Genomic DNA, 16,673 nt, shown 5'->3' with positions numbered 1-16,673 from the left:
GATAAAAGAAATATGTTGTTTTTATACAAAAAGTAAAATAGGTGTTCCAATAATTTATTGCCGTATACAACGGGATGGCTTTATTTAACGAAAATCAAATACAGTATAGACTAAACAAGGCGAGGATAGAAATAACCTCGCCTCGGGACAGTATATGTGTCGCGCTTCCAACTCCATAACTGTATTCCACTATGCGATTTTACGCCATAGTTATGAGATGGCGGCTCAAAGGATGTGCCTACATTGAAAAGCAAAGGCATCGTCTCAGTTTTCCGGGCGCGGATCAATAGATTTGATGAGGATTTCGGCTTTCTCAACGAAGGAATCTTTCTAGCTTATTGACTTTTCACTCTCTATTTATCTTTCGAGCGAAGAAAGGGGTATATGGATCTGCATATGGGAAGAGCGGCCCCAAGATTGAAAGACGAAGGGACCGCTCTTTTTGCGTACAAGCGGGGTGTCGGCTGTTCGGAGGAAACGGGAGCGGACCTGAATCCGTTTTGGGGTGTGGCCTGTGCGCCTTCCGAGCGGCGCGCGGCGGGCGGCTAGTCCATGAGCGTGCCGCCGTTTATGTCCAAGATGTGCCCAGTAATGAACGCGGCTTGCGGCGAGCACAGGAACCACGCGCCCTCGGCCATTTCCTCAGGCGTCCCGAGACGGTTCAAGGGCACTTTCTCAGCGATAACCGGCCATGATTCCTTGGGGATCATGGTTCCTTGCACAGGGCCGGGGGCTACGCCGTTTACCCGGATTCCGTAGGGGGCAAGCTCCATTGCCAGCGACTTGACGAGCGAGATGACCCCTGCCTTGGACGCGCAGTAATGCGCCTTGGTTTTTGCGCCGTTGCTGCCGAGGGCGGCAAAGCCCGTTTTGGCGGCCCGGGAAGAAAAGAACACCATGGCTCCCTGCCCGGCTTCCAGCATCGGAGGGATGCAGGCCTTTGCCAGAAAGAAGGCCCCGGTCAGATTGACCTTGATGACGTTCTCCCATTCTTCCACGGGCATATCCAGAATGGAGCAGGCGGGGCGTGTGATGCCCGCGCTGTGCACGACGGCATCGATCCGCCCGTATTTCCGGGCTTCCGTAGCCAGATTAAGGCATGAATCAAACTCTCCGACGTTGACCCGCACGGCGACTGCATGGGGCAGGGACGCCGCCTGCTGTGTCGCTTCGGCTATGTCGGCCATGATGACCGTATGCGTCGCCGCAAAGCGTTGCGCGCAGGCCAGACCTATGTTGCTTGCCGCTCCGGTGACGATGGCGACGGGACGCTGTTCGGACATGTTGGACTCCTTGTTTGGGCTTGGGTATACTTGGAATATTTCTGGCACAGCCGGAAAGGCCGTATTTTCTCTTTGCAAAAACGGCTCCAAAAAGATTCGTGAGAAGTCCCGCCGGGATGTAGGAAAGCCCCGCTGTTTTTCCATCCAATATATAGATAAATCTGTATGATAGACAGACTGTCCATATGTTGGATAGTGTAGGCGCATCACAGGAGGCTGCAATGGACTTCTCTCCCTTCTCCCTGCTCGTCGTGAAAGTGTTTTCGTTGATCACTAGCGGCCTCGGCGCGGAGGCCTGTGCCCAGATCCTGAAAGTTCCCTTGGAGGAGCTTGAGCCGATCATCGCGGATCTGAAGGAGGGCGGCCTGCTCCAGTCCGACCCGGATCGCCCCGCCCGGATCATGATAACGCCCCGGGGCGTTGCGGAATTGCAGATGCGGAACGCATGGCGGGAGGTGTGCGCCGAGATCGCTGATGTGGCCTCCGCCCTTGACGAAGGGCAGAACCTCGAAGCCTGTACCCTTCTGTTGGGATTCATCAACACGCTGTTGAACAGTTCCCAGTCGAGCGGGGCCGTCGCCTGCTATGGCCTCGTCTTGCGGCTGCTGGGCCAATGGAGCCCTGCGGGTGCCGCCTCCGATCAGAAACAGGCCTTCATGAAGCTGGCGCTCGCGGCTTGCGACATTTCCATGTATCTCTCCAAAAGCCATCGTCAGGCAAGGGAGATCGCCGCCAGAGCCCTTGAGACAGCCAAGGAGCAGGGGGACGCCCGCATGACGGCCTTGCTGCATCTGGTGGAGTCCAGCCTTGAAAACATGGCGGCGGAATGCTCGGCGCAGCGTATGCATGAGTTGCACGCCCAATGCGAGACGTCGTTGCTTGAGCTGGACAGGGCCGGGGCCCGGGGGCAGGCGGAGTATTTTGTGGGCATGTTCCACTTCTGGCACGGCCATTTCCGGGAGGCCCTCGCCGCGTTTGAGGTGGCCTTGCAGTACCCGCAGTTGTGGGAATGCCGGTTCCAGACGGAAATGTTCTCGCTGTATACGAGTTCGTCCGCCGTGTATCTGGGGCGTTTCCATCAGGCGGTAGGCATCCTCGAGGCGGCCAAAAGGGCGGCGGAGCTCGGCCAGAACCGTTTCAAGATCCTGTGGTGGGAAGGGCAGCTGGCGATGGTGCTCCTGTACATGCGGAGGCATGAGGAGGCGTTGGAGCTCATCGACCACGTGCTCAGCATGGTCAATCCCGAAACGGAAACCAAAATCGCCGTATGGGGTATGCGCGGGCTCGCGTTCTATCATTACACGCAGGGGAACATCAAAGCGTCGCACGCGGCGATGCAGCGGACGATGGACATCGCGCTGCGGTATGGTTTCCGCCGCCCCATCTATTCCTATCCGTGGATGTTCGACGTGCTGGCGGCTTACGAGCAGGCTGGGCTGCCGCCCGTCCGGGGGCTTGATCTCGATGAGGAAATCCAGCGGGCGATCGAAAGCTACAACGAGCATCTGAGGGCGGGGGCGCTCCGTGCCAAAGCGACGCGCCTGTTCGCGGAAAGCGGCGACAAGGAAGCGGCCGGAAGCTTGCTGGCGGAGAGCCTGCGCGGTTTTACGGCGATAGGCAACCCGACGGAAATCGCCGTTACGCAGCGGCGCATTGCCCGTCTTCATGATCTCCCCGCTCGGGCCGCTGAAAGGGGGCTTGCACCGGAAAGCGGCGCATCGCCGTATGAGCCTGAAAGTACGGCGCGCATCGGTGGAATGCTGCTCGAAAACTGCCGGATAGCGCTGGAATCCATACGCAATCTCACGGATTTTTCGCAATACATCAATCAGATGACGCACATCGCCGGTTGTGAGCTGGGTGCCGAACGCGCCGCCTTGCTGGAAGTTTCCAGCGGCGGGCTGCTGACGTGCCGGGCCGCGTGCAACATCAGCGCCGTGGAACTGAACACAGGCAAGATATCTTCCAAAGTCTCACAGATCTACGCAGTGCAGCAGAACAAGCCCCTGCTCTTGGACGAGGAGCGGCATGTGTTCCTGAGCCTTCCGCTGGAGACGGCCAAGGCCAGATGGGTACTGTGGCTGGAAAGCGAGTATGCGCTGGAAACGCTGCGCGGCATCCCTAACGCCGATCAGGTGGCGTTTACCTTGCTGTTTGAGTCCGAACTCCGAAAAATCGAAGCCGGAAAGCCGAAACCGGCCCGCCTTGCCGCCGGGGAACAGGAACAGGCGCAGGCCGAGCCCTACCGGGATACGCCGGAAATCCTGCTGCACGGCAGCGCCATCATGCGCCGCCTGCTGTCGCACGGCCGCCAGATAGGCGCGACCGACGCCCCGGTGCTGATCCTCGGGGAAACCGGCGTGGGCAAGGAACTGCTGGCCCATTACATCCACGATTGCAGCGGCAGGACAGGCCCCTTTGTCCCGGTGCATCCTGCCAGCATCCCCGACGGCCTGTTCGAGAGCGAGTTCTTCGGCCACGAAAAAGGCGCGTTCACCGGGGCCATCCGGCAGAAAATAGGTCTGGCCGAAATGGCGCATCAGGGGACGCTGTTCATCGATGAGGCCGGAGATATTCCGGCCCCCATGCAGATCAAGCTGCTGCGCGTCTTTCAGGATCACCGGTTCATGCGCGTTGGCGGAGAGGAGGAACGGCATTCGGATTTCCGCCTGATCTGCGCCACCAACAAGGACTTGTGGGCCGAGGTGCGGAGCGGGCACTTCCGCGAGGATTTGTACTATCGCCTGTCCGTCGTCCCCCTGACCATTCCGCCGCTGCGGTCGCGCAAGGAAGACATCCGGCTGCTTGTCCGGTTCTTTCTGGATCGCTATTCGAGGCGGTATCACCGGGATATCCAGCAGCCCAGCGAGAGGGAGCTGGAGGCGCTCTTGCAGTATGACTGGCCCGGGAACATCCGGGAATTGAAAAGCGTGCTCGAACGTACGGTCATCCTGCATCAGGGAGGCCGCCTCTCCTTTGATCTCAGCTCCCACGCCGAAAGCAAAGCGGACGGAACTCCTCGTCAGGAACCCTGCGAGGAGCTCTTCAAGAACCTTCCGACGCTCGACGAATTGCAGAGCCGGTATATTCAGCATGTGCTCAAGATCACCAACGGGCGCATCACCGGAAACCGGGGGGCGCTGCGCATTCTGGGCATGAAACGCTCGACGCTCTATCTCAGGCTGAAACAATACAACATTCGGTTTTGACCGTCCTGCATATGGATGGAATGTTCAATATATGGATACCGTCCATTATTTGAACAAAGCGGAGGCCGCCCCCCGGAAACGAAAGAACGCATCCCCCTTTTCCCTATGACGTTATTCTCACGATACGGCATGGCACAGGCTTTGCTCATAAGGCTGTCGACAGGAGCGGGCACAGGTTGCTCCGTCCCTTTCGGAAATCGGGAACAGGGGGAAGCCGTATGCTTTTTCGGAACGTGGTCATTTTCGGAGCCGGTACGATGGGCCATGCCATTGCGTTGCGGTTCGCGCGCGGCGGACATGCCGTCACCCTCACCGACGTCGACCGGGACGCTCTGGAGCGGGCGGAACGGGCCATCCGCCGACTTGCGGGCACGCAGTCCGAGCAGCTGGGAGGAGAACCGCCGGAAAGCGTCATGGCCCGGCTGCGGTTTGCGGAGGACGGATTCGGGGCGGCGGCCCGGACGGATCTCGTCATTGAGGTCATTTCGGAACGGGTGGACATCAAGCGCCGTTTTTACGAGGAACTGGCCGGCGTCGTGTCCCCTTCGGCCCTGATAGCCAGCAACACCTCCGTCCTCGACATCTTCGAGCACGCCCCGTCCGTCCTGCATCCCCAGTTGATCATGGCGCACTATTTTGTGCCCGCGCACATCATTCCCCTCGTCGAAATCGTCGGCCATCCTTCCAATCCCGAACAGCTCGTTCCCCAGTTCGCCGCCTGCCTGTCCGCAATGGGCATGAAACCGGTGGTGCTCAAACGGTTTGCGCGGGGCTTCATCGTCAACCGTATCCAGCGGGCCATCAATCAGGAACTGTTCCAGCTTCTCGACGACGGCGTGGCGGACGCCGCGGCGTTGGACGATGCCGTTTCCGTCTGTCTGGGCGCGCGCCTTGCCGTGATGGGGTACCTGTCCAGACTGGATTTCACCGGACTTGATCTTGTGTTGAGCAATTACCGTCAGGTTCCTATGGGGCTTGCGACGGATGAGACGCCGCCTCCCCTGCTGGAACGGATGGTTGGGGAAGGGCGTTTGGGGTTCAAAAGCGGAAAGGGATTTTACGGCTACTCGGGCGTCACGTCCGAAGAGGTGCTGCGCCATCGGGACGCGAGGCTGTTGGCCGTGTTGCGGAGCCTTGAAACCATCAACGCCCGTTTTCCGTCTCCCTCCCTTGAACCCGCGAACGGCGGGGCATGGCAAAACGGGCCTTCCAGCCAGAAGGGTGAAGACACATGAAAATCGCACGGGAAAACCTCATCAGCGGACTGGTTGTGATCGCACTCGGGCTTGTGTTCCTTTCGCAGGCGTTCGGGCTGGAGCAGGCGAATGCGACGGAAGGCATTCACCCGATGGACTATCCCAAGGCGCTCACATGGCTTTTCATAGCTGTGGGATGCTGCATCGTGCTGGTGCCGTCGCACCGCCGCAGCGACTCGGACATTCCGTTGTTTTCGGCGAGGACGGCGGCGGTTTCCGGGATCCTCGTCGCCTACGCGCTGTTGCTGGATCACATGGGATTCGGCGTGACGAGCTTCTTCGCCGCCTGCGGCATCGGCTATGCGATGGGGTGGCGCAAGCTGCCTTCGCTGCTGCTGTCGAACCTGTGCGGAACGGCCGTCATCTGGTCGCTATGCTGGTATGTCCTCAAACTCCCGCTTCCGATGGGCATACTGTTTTAGAGGAAAGGGCCGTGTTTCGGACGGTGGCGGGCCGTCCGCCTTTCGGATCCGCGTCGGCAAAGAGAAGGAGAAAACATGCTTTTCATCGATTCCCTGTTGGCGGCTCTTTCGCCTTTTACCCTCGCAATGAATTTCGTGGGCGTGATGCTCGGCATGATCGTGGGCGCGCTGCCCGGTCTGGGGTCCGTGGTCGCCATCACGATCTGCCTGCCCTTCACCTTCGGTATGCCGAGCGTATCGGCCATCGCCCTGTTGCTCGGCGTGTATTGCGGCTCCATCTGCGGCGGCTCCATTGCCGCCGTGCTCATCAATACGCCCGGAACGCCCCAGTCCGCGGCCACGGCTTTTGACGGCTATCCTATGGCGAGGGCGGGAAAGCCCGGAAAGGCCATCGGCTGGGCACTGGCGGCATCGATTTTCGGAGGCGTGTTCTCGTGCGTGATCCTTACTTTCGCCGCGCCGCAGATCGCCGTTTTCGCCTTGCAGTTCGGGCCGCTTGAAACGTGCGCCCTGATCCTGATGGGGCTGACCTGCATTTCCAGCGTATCGGCCAACAACCAGTTCAAGGGGCTGGCCATGGGCGTGCTCGGGCTGCTGCTCGCCTGTGTGGGCATGTCGCCGTTTTCCGCCGAATCGCGTTTCACGTTCGATATTTTCGCCCTGAACAGCGGTATCGACCTTGTCGCGGTCATTGTCGGCGTGTTCGCGCTCTCCGAGGTTCTGGATCGCGTCGAACGGATGCGGCGCGAGGCCCGCGTGGAAAACGGCACCTCCTGCCGGGTTCAGTTTCCGTCCCTTGGCGAATGGAGAGGCCGGATGTCCGGGCTGGTGAAGTCTTCCCTCATCGGCACGTTCGTGGGCATCCTCCCCGGAACGGGCGCCGCGACCGCCGCCTTCCTGAGCTACGGCGAGGCCCGCCGCTCCTCGCCCCGGCGCGAGAATATCGGCAAGGGCGAGCCCGACGGCATCATCGCCGCGGAATCGTCCAACAACGCCGTCACGGGCGGGGCGCTGGTCCCCTCGCTGGCCCTCGGCATCCCCGGCGACCCCGTCACCGCCATCATGCTGGCGACCCTGACCATTCACGGCGTGACCCCCGGCGTGCGCCTGATGACGGAAAATCCGGAGATGGTGTACGCCACCTTCGCCGTGCTCATGCTGTCCAACCTGCTTATGTACCCGAGCTGCGTCATCACGACCCGGATGTTTTCCTTCCTGCTCAGGATTCCCGAGCAGTTGCTGATGGGGTTCATCGCGGTGCTGTGCATCCTCGGATCATACGGATCGCGGGGCAACCTGTTTGACGTGTTCGTCACCGTGTTCATGGGCATAGCGGCCTATTTCATGCGCCGCATGGAATTTCCCCTGCCGCCTCTGGTCATCGGCCTTGTGCTGGGGCAGCAGTTTGAAATGAGTATAGGGCAGATGATGCTGTTCAAGGGCGACGATTCGTGGCTGGCCTTCGTTTCCGCATCCCCCATAGCGATGGTGCTCCTCGGGATGGCCTTCCTGCTCCTCGTTGTCCCGCAAGTCCAGAATTACAGGGCACTGCGCGCGAAGCGGTGATATCCCACGGTTTCCGCCAGCCGGTCCACAATCTATAACAGAAAAGGAGAGCCGTATGATCCGCCAGATGATGAAAAAGCCCCTTCTCTTCCTTTGCGCGTTCATGCTCGCGGCTACCGGGGCGCTGGCCGCCTATCCGGAACACCCGATCACGCTGGTCGTCCCGTTCGGCGCGGGCGGCGGCACGGACATCCCGGCCCGCCTGCTGGCGGGGATGATGGAAAAGAAGCTCGGGCAGCCCATCGTCGTGCAGAACGTCTCCGGCGCGGGCGGCACGCTCGGGGTGGCGCAGGTGGCCGCCGCCAAACCGGATGGCTACACGCTCGGCTATGTGCCCACCGGGACCATGTGTTTGCAGCCGCATGTGATGAAGCTTCCCTACGGGACGGATGCGTTCGACTTCATAGGCACGTCCGTCAGCCAGCCCGTGGTTCTGATGACCGCCAAGAACGCCCCGTGGAAGAACGTCAACGAATTTATCGAAATGGCGAAAAAGAACCCCAACAAGTACGTCGTGGGCATCACCGCTACCGGCAACATGACTCATGTGCCCATGCTGCAGTTTGCCGAGCACTTCGGCTTGAAGCTGCGTTTCATCCCCTACCGCAGCGGGGGGGAGATTTTTAAGGACATCATGGCGGGCCGGACCCACCTTCATGCGGATGCGCCCGCGTCGCTGTCCACGTTCGATGTGTACGGGCTGGTGCAGTTTGCCGACGAGCGCAGCGAGAACCTTTCCGACATCCCCACGACCAAGGAACTGGGCATGGACGCCCGCTTCTCCCACTGGCAGGGCGTCATTGCGCCGCGCGGCCTCCCCGAGGACGTGTTGCGCACGCTCGAAACCGCCATGTCCGAAGTGGTCAACAGCGAAGCGTTCCGGCAGGAGGCCCTCAGGCTGAAGACGAAGGCGCATTGGATGTCCTCCGAAGCCTTCCGCAAACTGTACGATGAAGAGTTGAACACCTATGGCGAAATCCTGAAGCATTCCCTTCCCCAGAAGTAACCATCCGTAGGCGTCCTTGACCGGACTGTTGCGGCCATATCGGGAACCCTCGCTTTCCTGTGAAAGCGAGGGGAGGGAATCCGCGTCCTTTTTTCACTCCAGACATCAGGGAATTGACATGAAAGTAGGCATTATCCGCTGCCAGCAGACGGAAGATCTCTGTCCGGGAACGGGCGACTTCGCCGCAGTCGAAAAGAAGTCCGGCGCGTTCGAAACGCTGGGTGACTGCACCATCGTCGGTTTTGTGAGTTGCGGCGGCTGTCCCGGCAGCAAAGCCATTGCCAGGGCGCAGGCCCTCATGGATCGCGGGGCGCAGGCCATCGCTCTCGCCACATGCATCACAAAGGGAAATCCGAGCGGTTTTCCCTGTCCGAACAGGGATTCCATCCTTCAGGCGCTGCGGAAGAAATGCAAGGAGGTTTCCGTACTGGAATACACGCACTGAGGTTTTCCGATTTCCAAAGCATGGCTTCTCGCCGTCGAAGGCGGCTTGTTTTCAGTGAGTCATACCCCTAAACGCCGGATGTCGCGTCCGGCATCGAAAGGAACAGCAGATGGCATCGTGTACTGAAAAGCACAATACGGTTGGGCACAGCATCGGAAGGATGCTCCTGCGGCACGGCATCCATGAGTTTTTCGGACAAGGGCTCCCGCAGGGCCTCAGCCTGCCTTTTGAGGAACTTGGATTGCGCCAGATCGCCTACCGTACCGAAAACGGCGGCGGCTACATGGCGGACGGCTATGCCCGCGTCAGCAAGCGCCCCGGCGTCATGATCGCCCAGAACGGCCCCGCGGCGACGCTTGTGGTGGCCCCTCTTGCGGAAGCGCTGAAATCCTCGATTCCGCTTGTGGTCATGCTTCAGGAGATCCCGTTGAAGAATGAGGATCGCAATGCGTTTCAGGAATTCGACCATGTCCGTCTGTTCTCGGCCTGCTCCAAGTGGACGAGGCGGGTACATACGGCGGACCGCGTGGAGGACTACGTGGATCAGGCCTTCGCGGTGGCCTGTTCCGGGCGGCCCGGTCCCGTCGTGCTCCTGTTCCCCAACGACATGCTCGGTATGCCTGCGGAGCCCGAAAAGCGGGGCATCCCGCTCGGCCATTATCCGCTTGATCCGGTCATGCCTCCTCTGGATGCCGTGCGCGGCGTGGCGGAACGTCTGCTTTCCAGCCGTAACCCCGTGATCGTCGCGGGCGGCGGCGTGCACCTCTCCTCGGCGTGCGCGGCCCTTGCCGGGCTTCAGGAACATTTCTCCCTGCCGGTGGCGACCACGGTGATGGGCAAGGGAGGCGTGGACGAACGGCACCCGCTCTCGCTCGGCGTGCTCGCCAACGCCACGGGCCCCGGTTCTGCCGGACGCCATCAGCGGCCCACCCTTGAGGAGGCCGATTTTATCCTGCTGGTGGGCACGCGGACCGACCAGAACGCGACGGACTCGTGGACGCTGTACCCCTCCGATGCCGTGTTTGCCCATATCGACATGGACAGCGGCGAAGTAGGCCGTAATTACGAAGCCATACGGCTTGTGGGCGATGCGCGGCTCACGCTCGAAGCCCTTGCGGATGTCATGAAAACGATGGATGGTGGGAAGCGGCGCACGGCACGCGCGGCGCTTGAGGCGCGTATCGCCGCCGGACGCGCCGCGCACGATGCGGAAATGGCTTCCTTCCTAAGCAACGCCGGTGAGCCGCTCCATCCCGCGCAGGTCATGGCGGCCTTGCAGGCCGTGCTCACGCCGGAAAGCATTGTTGTGGCGGACGCCAGCTTCTCGTCCATCTGGGCGACGAACAACCTCGTGTCGCTGCGCAGCGGGATGCGGTTCATCACGCCGCGCGGCATGGCCGGGCTCGGCTGGGGCCTGCCGATGGCGCTGGGTGCCGCCGTCGCCGAACCGGAAGCCCCCATCTACTGCATTACCGGCGACGGCGGGTTTGCGCATGTCTGGTCGGAGATGGAAGTCGCGGCCCGTTCCAACCTCAAAGTGACCACCATTGTGCTGAACAACGGCATTCTGGGATACGTGAAGTGTTCCGAAAAGCTCCGTTACGGCAAGAACAGCACTTCGGTGGACATCTTTCCCATCGATCATGTGGCGCTCGCCCAGGCTTGCGGGCTTCAGGGCATCCGCGTCGAACATGCCGAAGAACTGTTGCCCGCCCTTGAACAGGCCCGCCTGTCGGAAACGTCGACCCTCATTGAGGTTATGTGTTCCGGCGATTGTCCGCCCATCACGGATTTCGTGGGCAAGTAGCGCCCGTCCGCTGGAGGACAGCCGTGCCGCTTGAGGCGCGGCGAAGGCGGATTGCCTTTCTTTCCAGCTTCCGGGAGAGAAGGGCAATCCGCCTTGTCTGGAAAATATCCAACCCCTTCACAGAGGAGGAACCGTGTCCATTCAGAGAATCGTCTTGAACATCAATGGGGTAGATCGGGAAATCCTTTGTGAGCCGGAGAAGGACTCCCTTGCCGACGTGGTGCGGCGTCTTGGGCTCACCGGGACGAAAGTCGGGTGCGGAACCGGGCACTGCGGCGCTTGTTCGCTGCTGCTCGACGGGGAGGTCACGCGCTCCTGCGTCAAAAAGATGAAACAGGTCAAGGCGTATGCGAAAGTCGAAACCATCGAGGGCATCGGCTCGGCGGAACGGCTTCATCCGTTGCAGCGGGCGTTCATGACGTATGCGAGCGTGCAGTGCGGCTTCTGTTCGCCGGGGTTCATCATGTCGGCCAAAGGGCTTCTGATGCGCAATCCTGATCCGACGCGGGAAGAGGTCAGGGAATGGTTCACCCGGCACGGCAACGTCTGCCGCTGTACCGGATACAAGCCCATCGTGGACGCCGTGATGGAGGCCGCCGCCGTGATGCGCGGGGAAAAGGCGATGGAGGACATCACCTTTACCCCGCCGGAGGACGGTCGGCTGTACGGTTCGGATTTCCCGAAGCCCACGGCGCTTTCCCGGGTACTCGGGACATGCGACTTCGGGGCCGACATTTCCGGGAAGATGCCGGAAGGCACGCTGCATCTGGCGGTTGTTCTGGCGAAACGGGAACATGCCCGGATACGGGCTCTGGACACCGCCGAAGCCCAAGCCATGCCCGGCGTCGTCAACGTTGTTACCGCGAAGGACGTAAAGGGCACGAACCGGCTGGTTGCGCCGCAAGGCACCGTGCACAGCCTGTGCGACGGCCTCGATCGCCCGGTCATTTGTGACGGGGTGGTACGCCGGTATGGGGACGTGGTGGCCGTTGTGGCGGCGACGGGCCGGGACAAGGCGCGGGCCGCTGCGGAACGGGTCTGGGTGGAATACGAGCCGCTTCCCGCCGTCATGACCTTCATGGAAGCCGCTGCGGAAGGGGCGTTCCCGATCCATGAAAACACCCCCAACATCTATATGGAACAGCCCGTCTACAAGGGCGAGGACACGCAAGGGCTTTTGGAACATGCCGCCCATACGGTTGAGGGAAGTTTCGGCACGTCGCGGCAGCCGCATCTGACGGTGGAGCCGGATGTCGTTCTGGCTTACCCGCAGGACGGGGGCGTGGTCATCCAGTGCAAGGGGCAATACCTGTACGGCAACATCGCCCAGATGGCCCCGGCTATTGGGCTGCCCAAGGAAAAGGTGCGGATCATCGGCAATCCGGCGGGCGGCAGCTTCGGCTACAGCATGTCGCCGGGCAATACCGCACTGGCGGCGGCCTGCGCGCTGGCGCTGGATGCGCCGGTTTCCCTCGTGCTTAGTTACGCCGAACACCAGCACACGACGGGCAAGCGTTCCCCCGTGTACGCCAATGTCCGCCTCGCGTGCGACGAAGCGGGAAAGCTGACGGCAATGGATTTCCTTGCCGGGATCGATCACGGCGCATACAGCGAAATGGCGGGGGCGCTGACGACGAAGGTTTGCCGCTTTTTCGGCTACCCGTATGCCATCCCGAACATCCGTGGCCTGGTGCGGACGGCCTTCACCAACAACAATTTCGGGACGGCTTTTCGGGCGTTCGGCTCGCCGCAGACCTACACGGCGAGCGAGCAGATCGTGGATATGCTCGCCGGGCGGATCGGCATGGACCCCTTCGAGTTCCGCTATATCAACGTCGCCCGGGAAGGGGATACTTGCACCACGTCCGTCCCTTACCGGGAATATCCCATGCGGGCGATGATGGACATGCTGCGCCCGCACTACCGGAAGGCCGTGGAAAAGGCCCGGGCGGAAAGCACGCCGGAGCACAGGCGCGGCGTGGGCATTGCGTGGGGCGGGTATCACGTCTCAAAAGTGCCGGATCGCGCGGAAATCGATCTGGAGCTGAATGAGGACGGATCGGTCACGCACTACAGCACATGGGCCGACGTCGGGCAGGGGGCGGATACGGGCAGCCTGCTCCATGTCCATGAGGCGCTGCGCCCCTTGCGGCTCAGGCCGGAGGCCATCCGCCTGGTCCGCAACGATACGGGATGCTGCCCCGATACGGGATCGGCGTCGGGCAGCCGTTCGCACCATGTCGTCGGCATGGCTACGCTGGACGCGGCTTCCAAGCTGCTCACCGCCATGCGCAAGGAAGACGGGACGTATCGCACATGGCGGGAAATGCGCGATGCGGGCGTTCCGACCAGATACCGTGGCGTCCATACCGCCGAATGGTCGGACATTGATCCCGATACGGGGCACGGGTACGGCGCGATTGCCCAGAACTACGTGCTGTTCATGGCGGAAGTGGCTGTCGAAGCCGCCACGGGCAGGACCCGTGTCCTCGGCGCGACGATTGTGGCCGACGTTGGGGTGATCGGAAGCCGCCAGGCCGTGCTCGGGCAGGCATGGGGCGGTTTTTCGCACTCCATCGGCTTCGCCCTGAGCGAAAACTACGAGGACATGAAGAAGCACGCGACCATGCGCGGGGCGGGGGTTCCCCGCTGCAATGACGTTCCGGACACGTTCAACGTGCTGTTTCACGAGACGTACCGCGAGAACGGGCCGCACGGTTCGACCGGATGCGCGGAAGGCTTCCAGAGTGCGGGTCACGTGTCCATCCTGAACGCCATAGCCGATGCCGTGGGCGTGCGGGTGGCTACGCTTCCCGTCACTCCGGAAAAATTGAAAGCCGCCATGACCGCCAAGGCCGCCGGCGTCCCCTACGGCCAGGAGCCTTGGGATCTCGGCTGTTCGCTTTACGAGCGGCTTGCCTTTCTGAAGGCATGCCATGCCGGAAAGGGCAAGGGATAGGTAAAGCCGCGCCCGTAAGGAAGCCGGGAACGCCGTCAGGCTCACGCGCGATGGCCTTCGGCCTGTTCGAGCGTGGCATACCCGTACTGCTGCACCTGATTGAGGAGATTCAGCGCCGCGCCGTTCACGCCATCCTGTTGTTGCAGCAAGGTAAGTTCATGCAGGAGCGTGATCGTGCGCGCTGAATACGTCTTCAATTCTCCCCGCAGATACGTTTCAAAGGACGTTTCCCCGGTGGAGTCTTCGCTGGTGCGCAGCGGGCGGCCCTTGCCGCTCAGACGGGGATAACGGTCGAACAGCTCGGCTTTCCATCCCACGTTGATCGCGACGATTTCTTCTATCTTCTGCAGGGTTTCCTTGTCGACGGGCGGAAGGGATGCCGCCAGCTTCCGGTATTCTTCGGGGAAAGTGGATTCCATCATCCGGGCGTATTTCTCGGTCATGATGTTTCTGCCTTCCCGCGTGGCGGCTTTCAGATCTTCCAGATAGCTGGCAAGCAGCTCATCGGACCATGTGGCGGCCTGGCTCTTCCGCATGATTTTGAAGGTGTCGGGCCGCATCTGGCAGGAGGCCGGGCCTCCCACATTCGAAACATGAGAAAACATGTCCCATTCCATCTTGATGATTTCGGACATCAGTTCGTCGCGCATTTTTTTTCTCCATGTTTATCAATGAAACACCACTGTTCAAATGTTCAAACAAAGCTTTCGTCAGGCCGTCTTGTTGTCCCAATCCTTTTCCCGCAGCGTCCCGGTTTGGAAGTAGACGGAAACAAGCTCAATGAACTCGTGGAAGTCTCCGTTTTCTTTGGCGAGGCGATCAATGGATTGCCAGTCGGCATCCGGCTTTTTCTGTGCGGGGAGCAGGATTTCGCTTTCCGACGGATTTTCGGGATCGAGCAGGATAACCCCGATGCCGTGCAGGGCTGAAAGCATCCTGAGCTCCTGTTCCACCCGGTCGTCGGCGATGGCCGTGGCGACGAGATACCCCTCGTGCGCCCAGGACGAGTTGCTGACGGCCTGAAAGAAGCATTTTCTGATATTGGCGACGGTGAGCGTCTTTTTGACTTCAAACGACCAGAGCCGGACGCAGGTGCTGCCGCTGGCGTGCCCGCAGGCTTTGACGTGTTTCCCCCATGCCTTGTCCACCGGCTCCATCGCCACGATGTCGGGGTGGAGCCACTGGTTGCCGCCGTTTCCCCGCGTATTGTGGGAGCGGCCTTCCCGGATGCGCATGGAGTAGAGGTGCAGCTCCGACCAGAGATAGCTGGTGAGAAGCGGGTAAAGCTCCTGTTCCAGCAGGGCCCGTTCTTCACAGGCGCAACTCTCCTCATCGCGTTCACAGGTTTCACCTTGGGCCGTATCCCGCGCCTCCTGCGTCTCTTCCAATGGAATGCAGTAGCGGCGGGGCTTGGGCCTGTCCTGCCATACGAGTGTGGGGCGGAGCCTTTTGAGCGTGTCTTTCTGTGATCCGATTTCCGCAATGATTTGCGAAAGAAATGCCTTGTCATCCGCAAAACGGGGATTGTTGCGCTTTTTGGCATAGTCGGAAGCGCACTGCTGCACGATGGCTTCGGCAATCTGCCGGGCCGTAAAGCTCCCGCCCCGATGTTTTTCGAGAAAAGCAATGATCTTTTGCGATTGAGAAAGCGCCATGTTCACCCCCTGTTCAGTTGAGAACCCATTGTAGGCGGGGGAAAAGGCCATGTCCAGCTTGCGCGGGCCTTTGGGAGCCTGTTGGGGATCGGGGTGGCTTCCACCGGGCAAAAACGAAAGCCCCGCACGGCACGGGGCTTTCCGCTGTTTCAGGCTGGTCCGCCGTACGCTAACCGTTCATGAGCGTGGGAAGATAGGTTGCCAGCGAGGGGAACAGGACGATCAGGAGAAGACAGACGAACAGGGCGATGACGAAAGGAACGGCGGAGCGGTACATGGCGCCGAGCGTCACGCCCGCCACTTCCTTCATGACGAAGAGGCTGATGCCGAAAGGCGGCGTGATGGAGGCCATGTTGTCCAGAACCGTGATGATGACGCCGAACCAGATCAGATCCCAGCCGAAAACCTTCGCAATGGGCACGAAGATCGGCACGCAGATGAGCAGCAGCGGCATGGACGGCAGGAAACAGCCGAGGATGCAGAAGGTCATGACGATGGCGAACAGGACCAGCATGGGGGCGACGTCCAGCGCGGCGATGCTGTTGGCGAGCACCATCGGGATGCGCGTCATGGCCATGAAGTAGCTGAGCACGATGGCCCCGCACAGGACGGTGAAGCACATGGAGATGAACTTGGCCGAATCGTGCAGGGTGGCGATGAAGTTTTTTCCGTTCATGCGGCGCATACAGAGCGCGAGCAGCAGCGTGCCGAACGCTCCGATGCCGCCGCCTTCGGTCGCCGTGAACACGCCGCCGTAAATGCCGCCGATGACGAGGAAGAAGATGCCCATGATGGGCAGCCCCGTCCTGAGCGAGGCCATCCGCTCGTGGAGGGGGGACTTGGGCAGTCTCGGGGCGAGGCCCGGCTTGAGGAAGACCATGAGCCACACCGCGGCCATGAAGCACAGCGCGCAGAGGAGGCCGGGGATGATCCCCGCGACGAACAGGTCGCCGATGGATTGCTGCGCCAGTACGCCGTAAATGATGAAGGTGGTGCTCGGCGGGATGAGGCAGCCAATGGTCCCCCGAACAGGCCAGCGTGCCCACGGCGAGCTCGTCGTTGTAG

12 protein-coding genes are annotated in these 16,673 nt (G+C 61.0%); 8 read left to right on the top strand and 4 right to left on the bottom strand.

Going from position 1 to position 16,673, the window contains the following annotated elements:
* Positions 1-545: 545 nt before the first annotated feature.
* Positions 546-1,283 (bottom strand): SDR family NAD(P)-dependent oxidoreductase, encoded by a 738-nt coding sequence (locus HMPREF0178_RS05275; RefSeq protein WP_009379648.1) that lies wholly within the window; start codon positions 1,281-1,283, stop codon positions 546-548.
* 221 nt (positions 1,284-1,504) lie between these two features.
* Here HMPREF0178_RS05275 and HMPREF0178_RS05270 point away from each other — a divergent pair, with 221 nt between their 5' ends.
* From HMPREF0178_RS05270 to HMPREF0178_RS05235, 8 genes are all read left to right on the top strand, one after another.
* Positions 1,505-4,492 (top strand): sigma 54-interacting transcriptional regulator, encoded by a 2,988-nt coding sequence (locus tag HMPREF0178_RS05270; protein ID WP_009379647.1) that lies wholly within the window; start codon positions 1,505-1,507, stop codon positions 4,490-4,492.
* A gap of 218 nt (positions 4,493-4,710) precedes the next feature.
* Complete coding sequence (locus tag HMPREF0178_RS05265) at positions 4,711-5,727, top strand: 3-hydroxyacyl-CoA dehydrogenase family protein (RefSeq protein ID WP_009379646.1); 1,017 nt, start codon at positions 4,711-4,713, stop codon at positions 5,725-5,727.
* Complete coding sequence (locus tag HMPREF0178_RS05260) at positions 5,724-6,170, top strand: tripartite tricarboxylate transporter TctB family protein (protein ID WP_009379645.1); 447 nt, start codon at positions 5,724-5,726, stop codon at positions 6,168-6,170. The genes HMPREF0178_RS05265 and HMPREF0178_RS05260 overlap by 4 nt, the downstream gene beginning before the upstream one ends.
* A 75-nt stretch (positions 6,171-6,245) precedes the next feature.
* Positions 6,246-7,736: a tripartite tricarboxylate transporter permease gene (locus tag HMPREF0178_RS05255; protein ID WP_009379644.1), complete on the top strand. Its 1,491-nt coding sequence runs from the start codon at positions 6,246-6,248 to the stop codon at positions 7,734-7,736.
* Between the two features lie 55 nt (positions 7,737-7,791).
* Positions 7,792-8,742, top strand: a complete 951-nt coding sequence (locus tag HMPREF0178_RS05250; protein ID WP_009379643.1) for a tripartite tricarboxylate transporter substrate binding protein — start codon at positions 7,792-7,794, stop codon at positions 8,740-8,742.
* A 118-nt stretch (positions 8,743-8,860) separates the two neighbouring features.
* Positions 8,861-9,187 carry a CGGC domain-containing protein gene (locus tag HMPREF0178_RS05245; protein WP_005029085.1) on the top strand — a complete coding sequence of 109 codons (327 nt, stop codon included), beginning with the start codon at positions 8,861-8,863 and terminating at the stop codon, positions 9,185-9,187.
* A 109-nt stretch (positions 9,188-9,296) separates the two neighbouring features.
* The gene (locus HMPREF0178_RS05240; protein ID WP_009379642.1) at positions 9,297-10,994 is read left to right on the top strand and encodes an acetolactate synthase catalytic subunit; all 1,698 of its coding nucleotides are present in this window, start codon (positions 9,297-9,299) and stop codon (positions 10,992-10,994) included.
* Positions 10,995-11,127: 133 nt separating this feature from the next.
* Positions 11,128-13,953: a molybdopterin cofactor-binding domain-containing protein gene (locus HMPREF0178_RS05235; protein ID WP_009379641.1), complete on the top strand. Its 2,826-nt coding sequence runs from the start codon at positions 11,128-11,130 to the stop codon at positions 13,951-13,953.
* Between the two features lie 41 nt (positions 13,954-13,994).
* On the opposite strand, the gene HMPREF0178_RS05230 is transcribed toward HMPREF0178_RS05235, so the two are convergent.
* The 3 genes from HMPREF0178_RS05230 to HMPREF0178_RS05220 form a co-directional block, all read right to left on the bottom strand.
* On the bottom strand, positions 13,995-14,603 hold the full coding sequence (locus HMPREF0178_RS05230; RefSeq protein WP_009379640.1) for a DUF4125 family protein: 609 nt from the start codon (positions 14,601-14,603) through the stop codon (positions 13,995-13,997).
* Positions 14,604-14,663: 60 nt separating this feature from the next.
* Positions 14,664-15,608, bottom strand: a complete 945-nt coding sequence (locus tag HMPREF0178_RS05225; protein ID WP_039958585.1) for a COG2958 family protein — start codon at positions 15,606-15,608, stop codon at positions 14,664-14,666.
* 169 nt (positions 15,609-15,777) lie between these two features.
* Positions 15,778-16,673 (bottom strand): TRAP transporter large permease (locus HMPREF0178_RS05220; RefSeq protein WP_009379638.1); only part of this gene is annotated, 896 nt, incomplete at its 5' end.

Origin of the sequence: Bilophila sp. 4_1_30, from assembly GCF_000224655.1 — a bacterium.
GTDB classification, from domain to species: Bacteria; Desulfobacterota; Desulfovibrionia; order Desulfovibrionales; family Desulfovibrionaceae; genus Bilophila; species Bilophila wadsworthia.
Note: the sequence above shows the minus strand (reverse complement) of the source record. Positions and strands in the feature narration are given on the sequence as shown.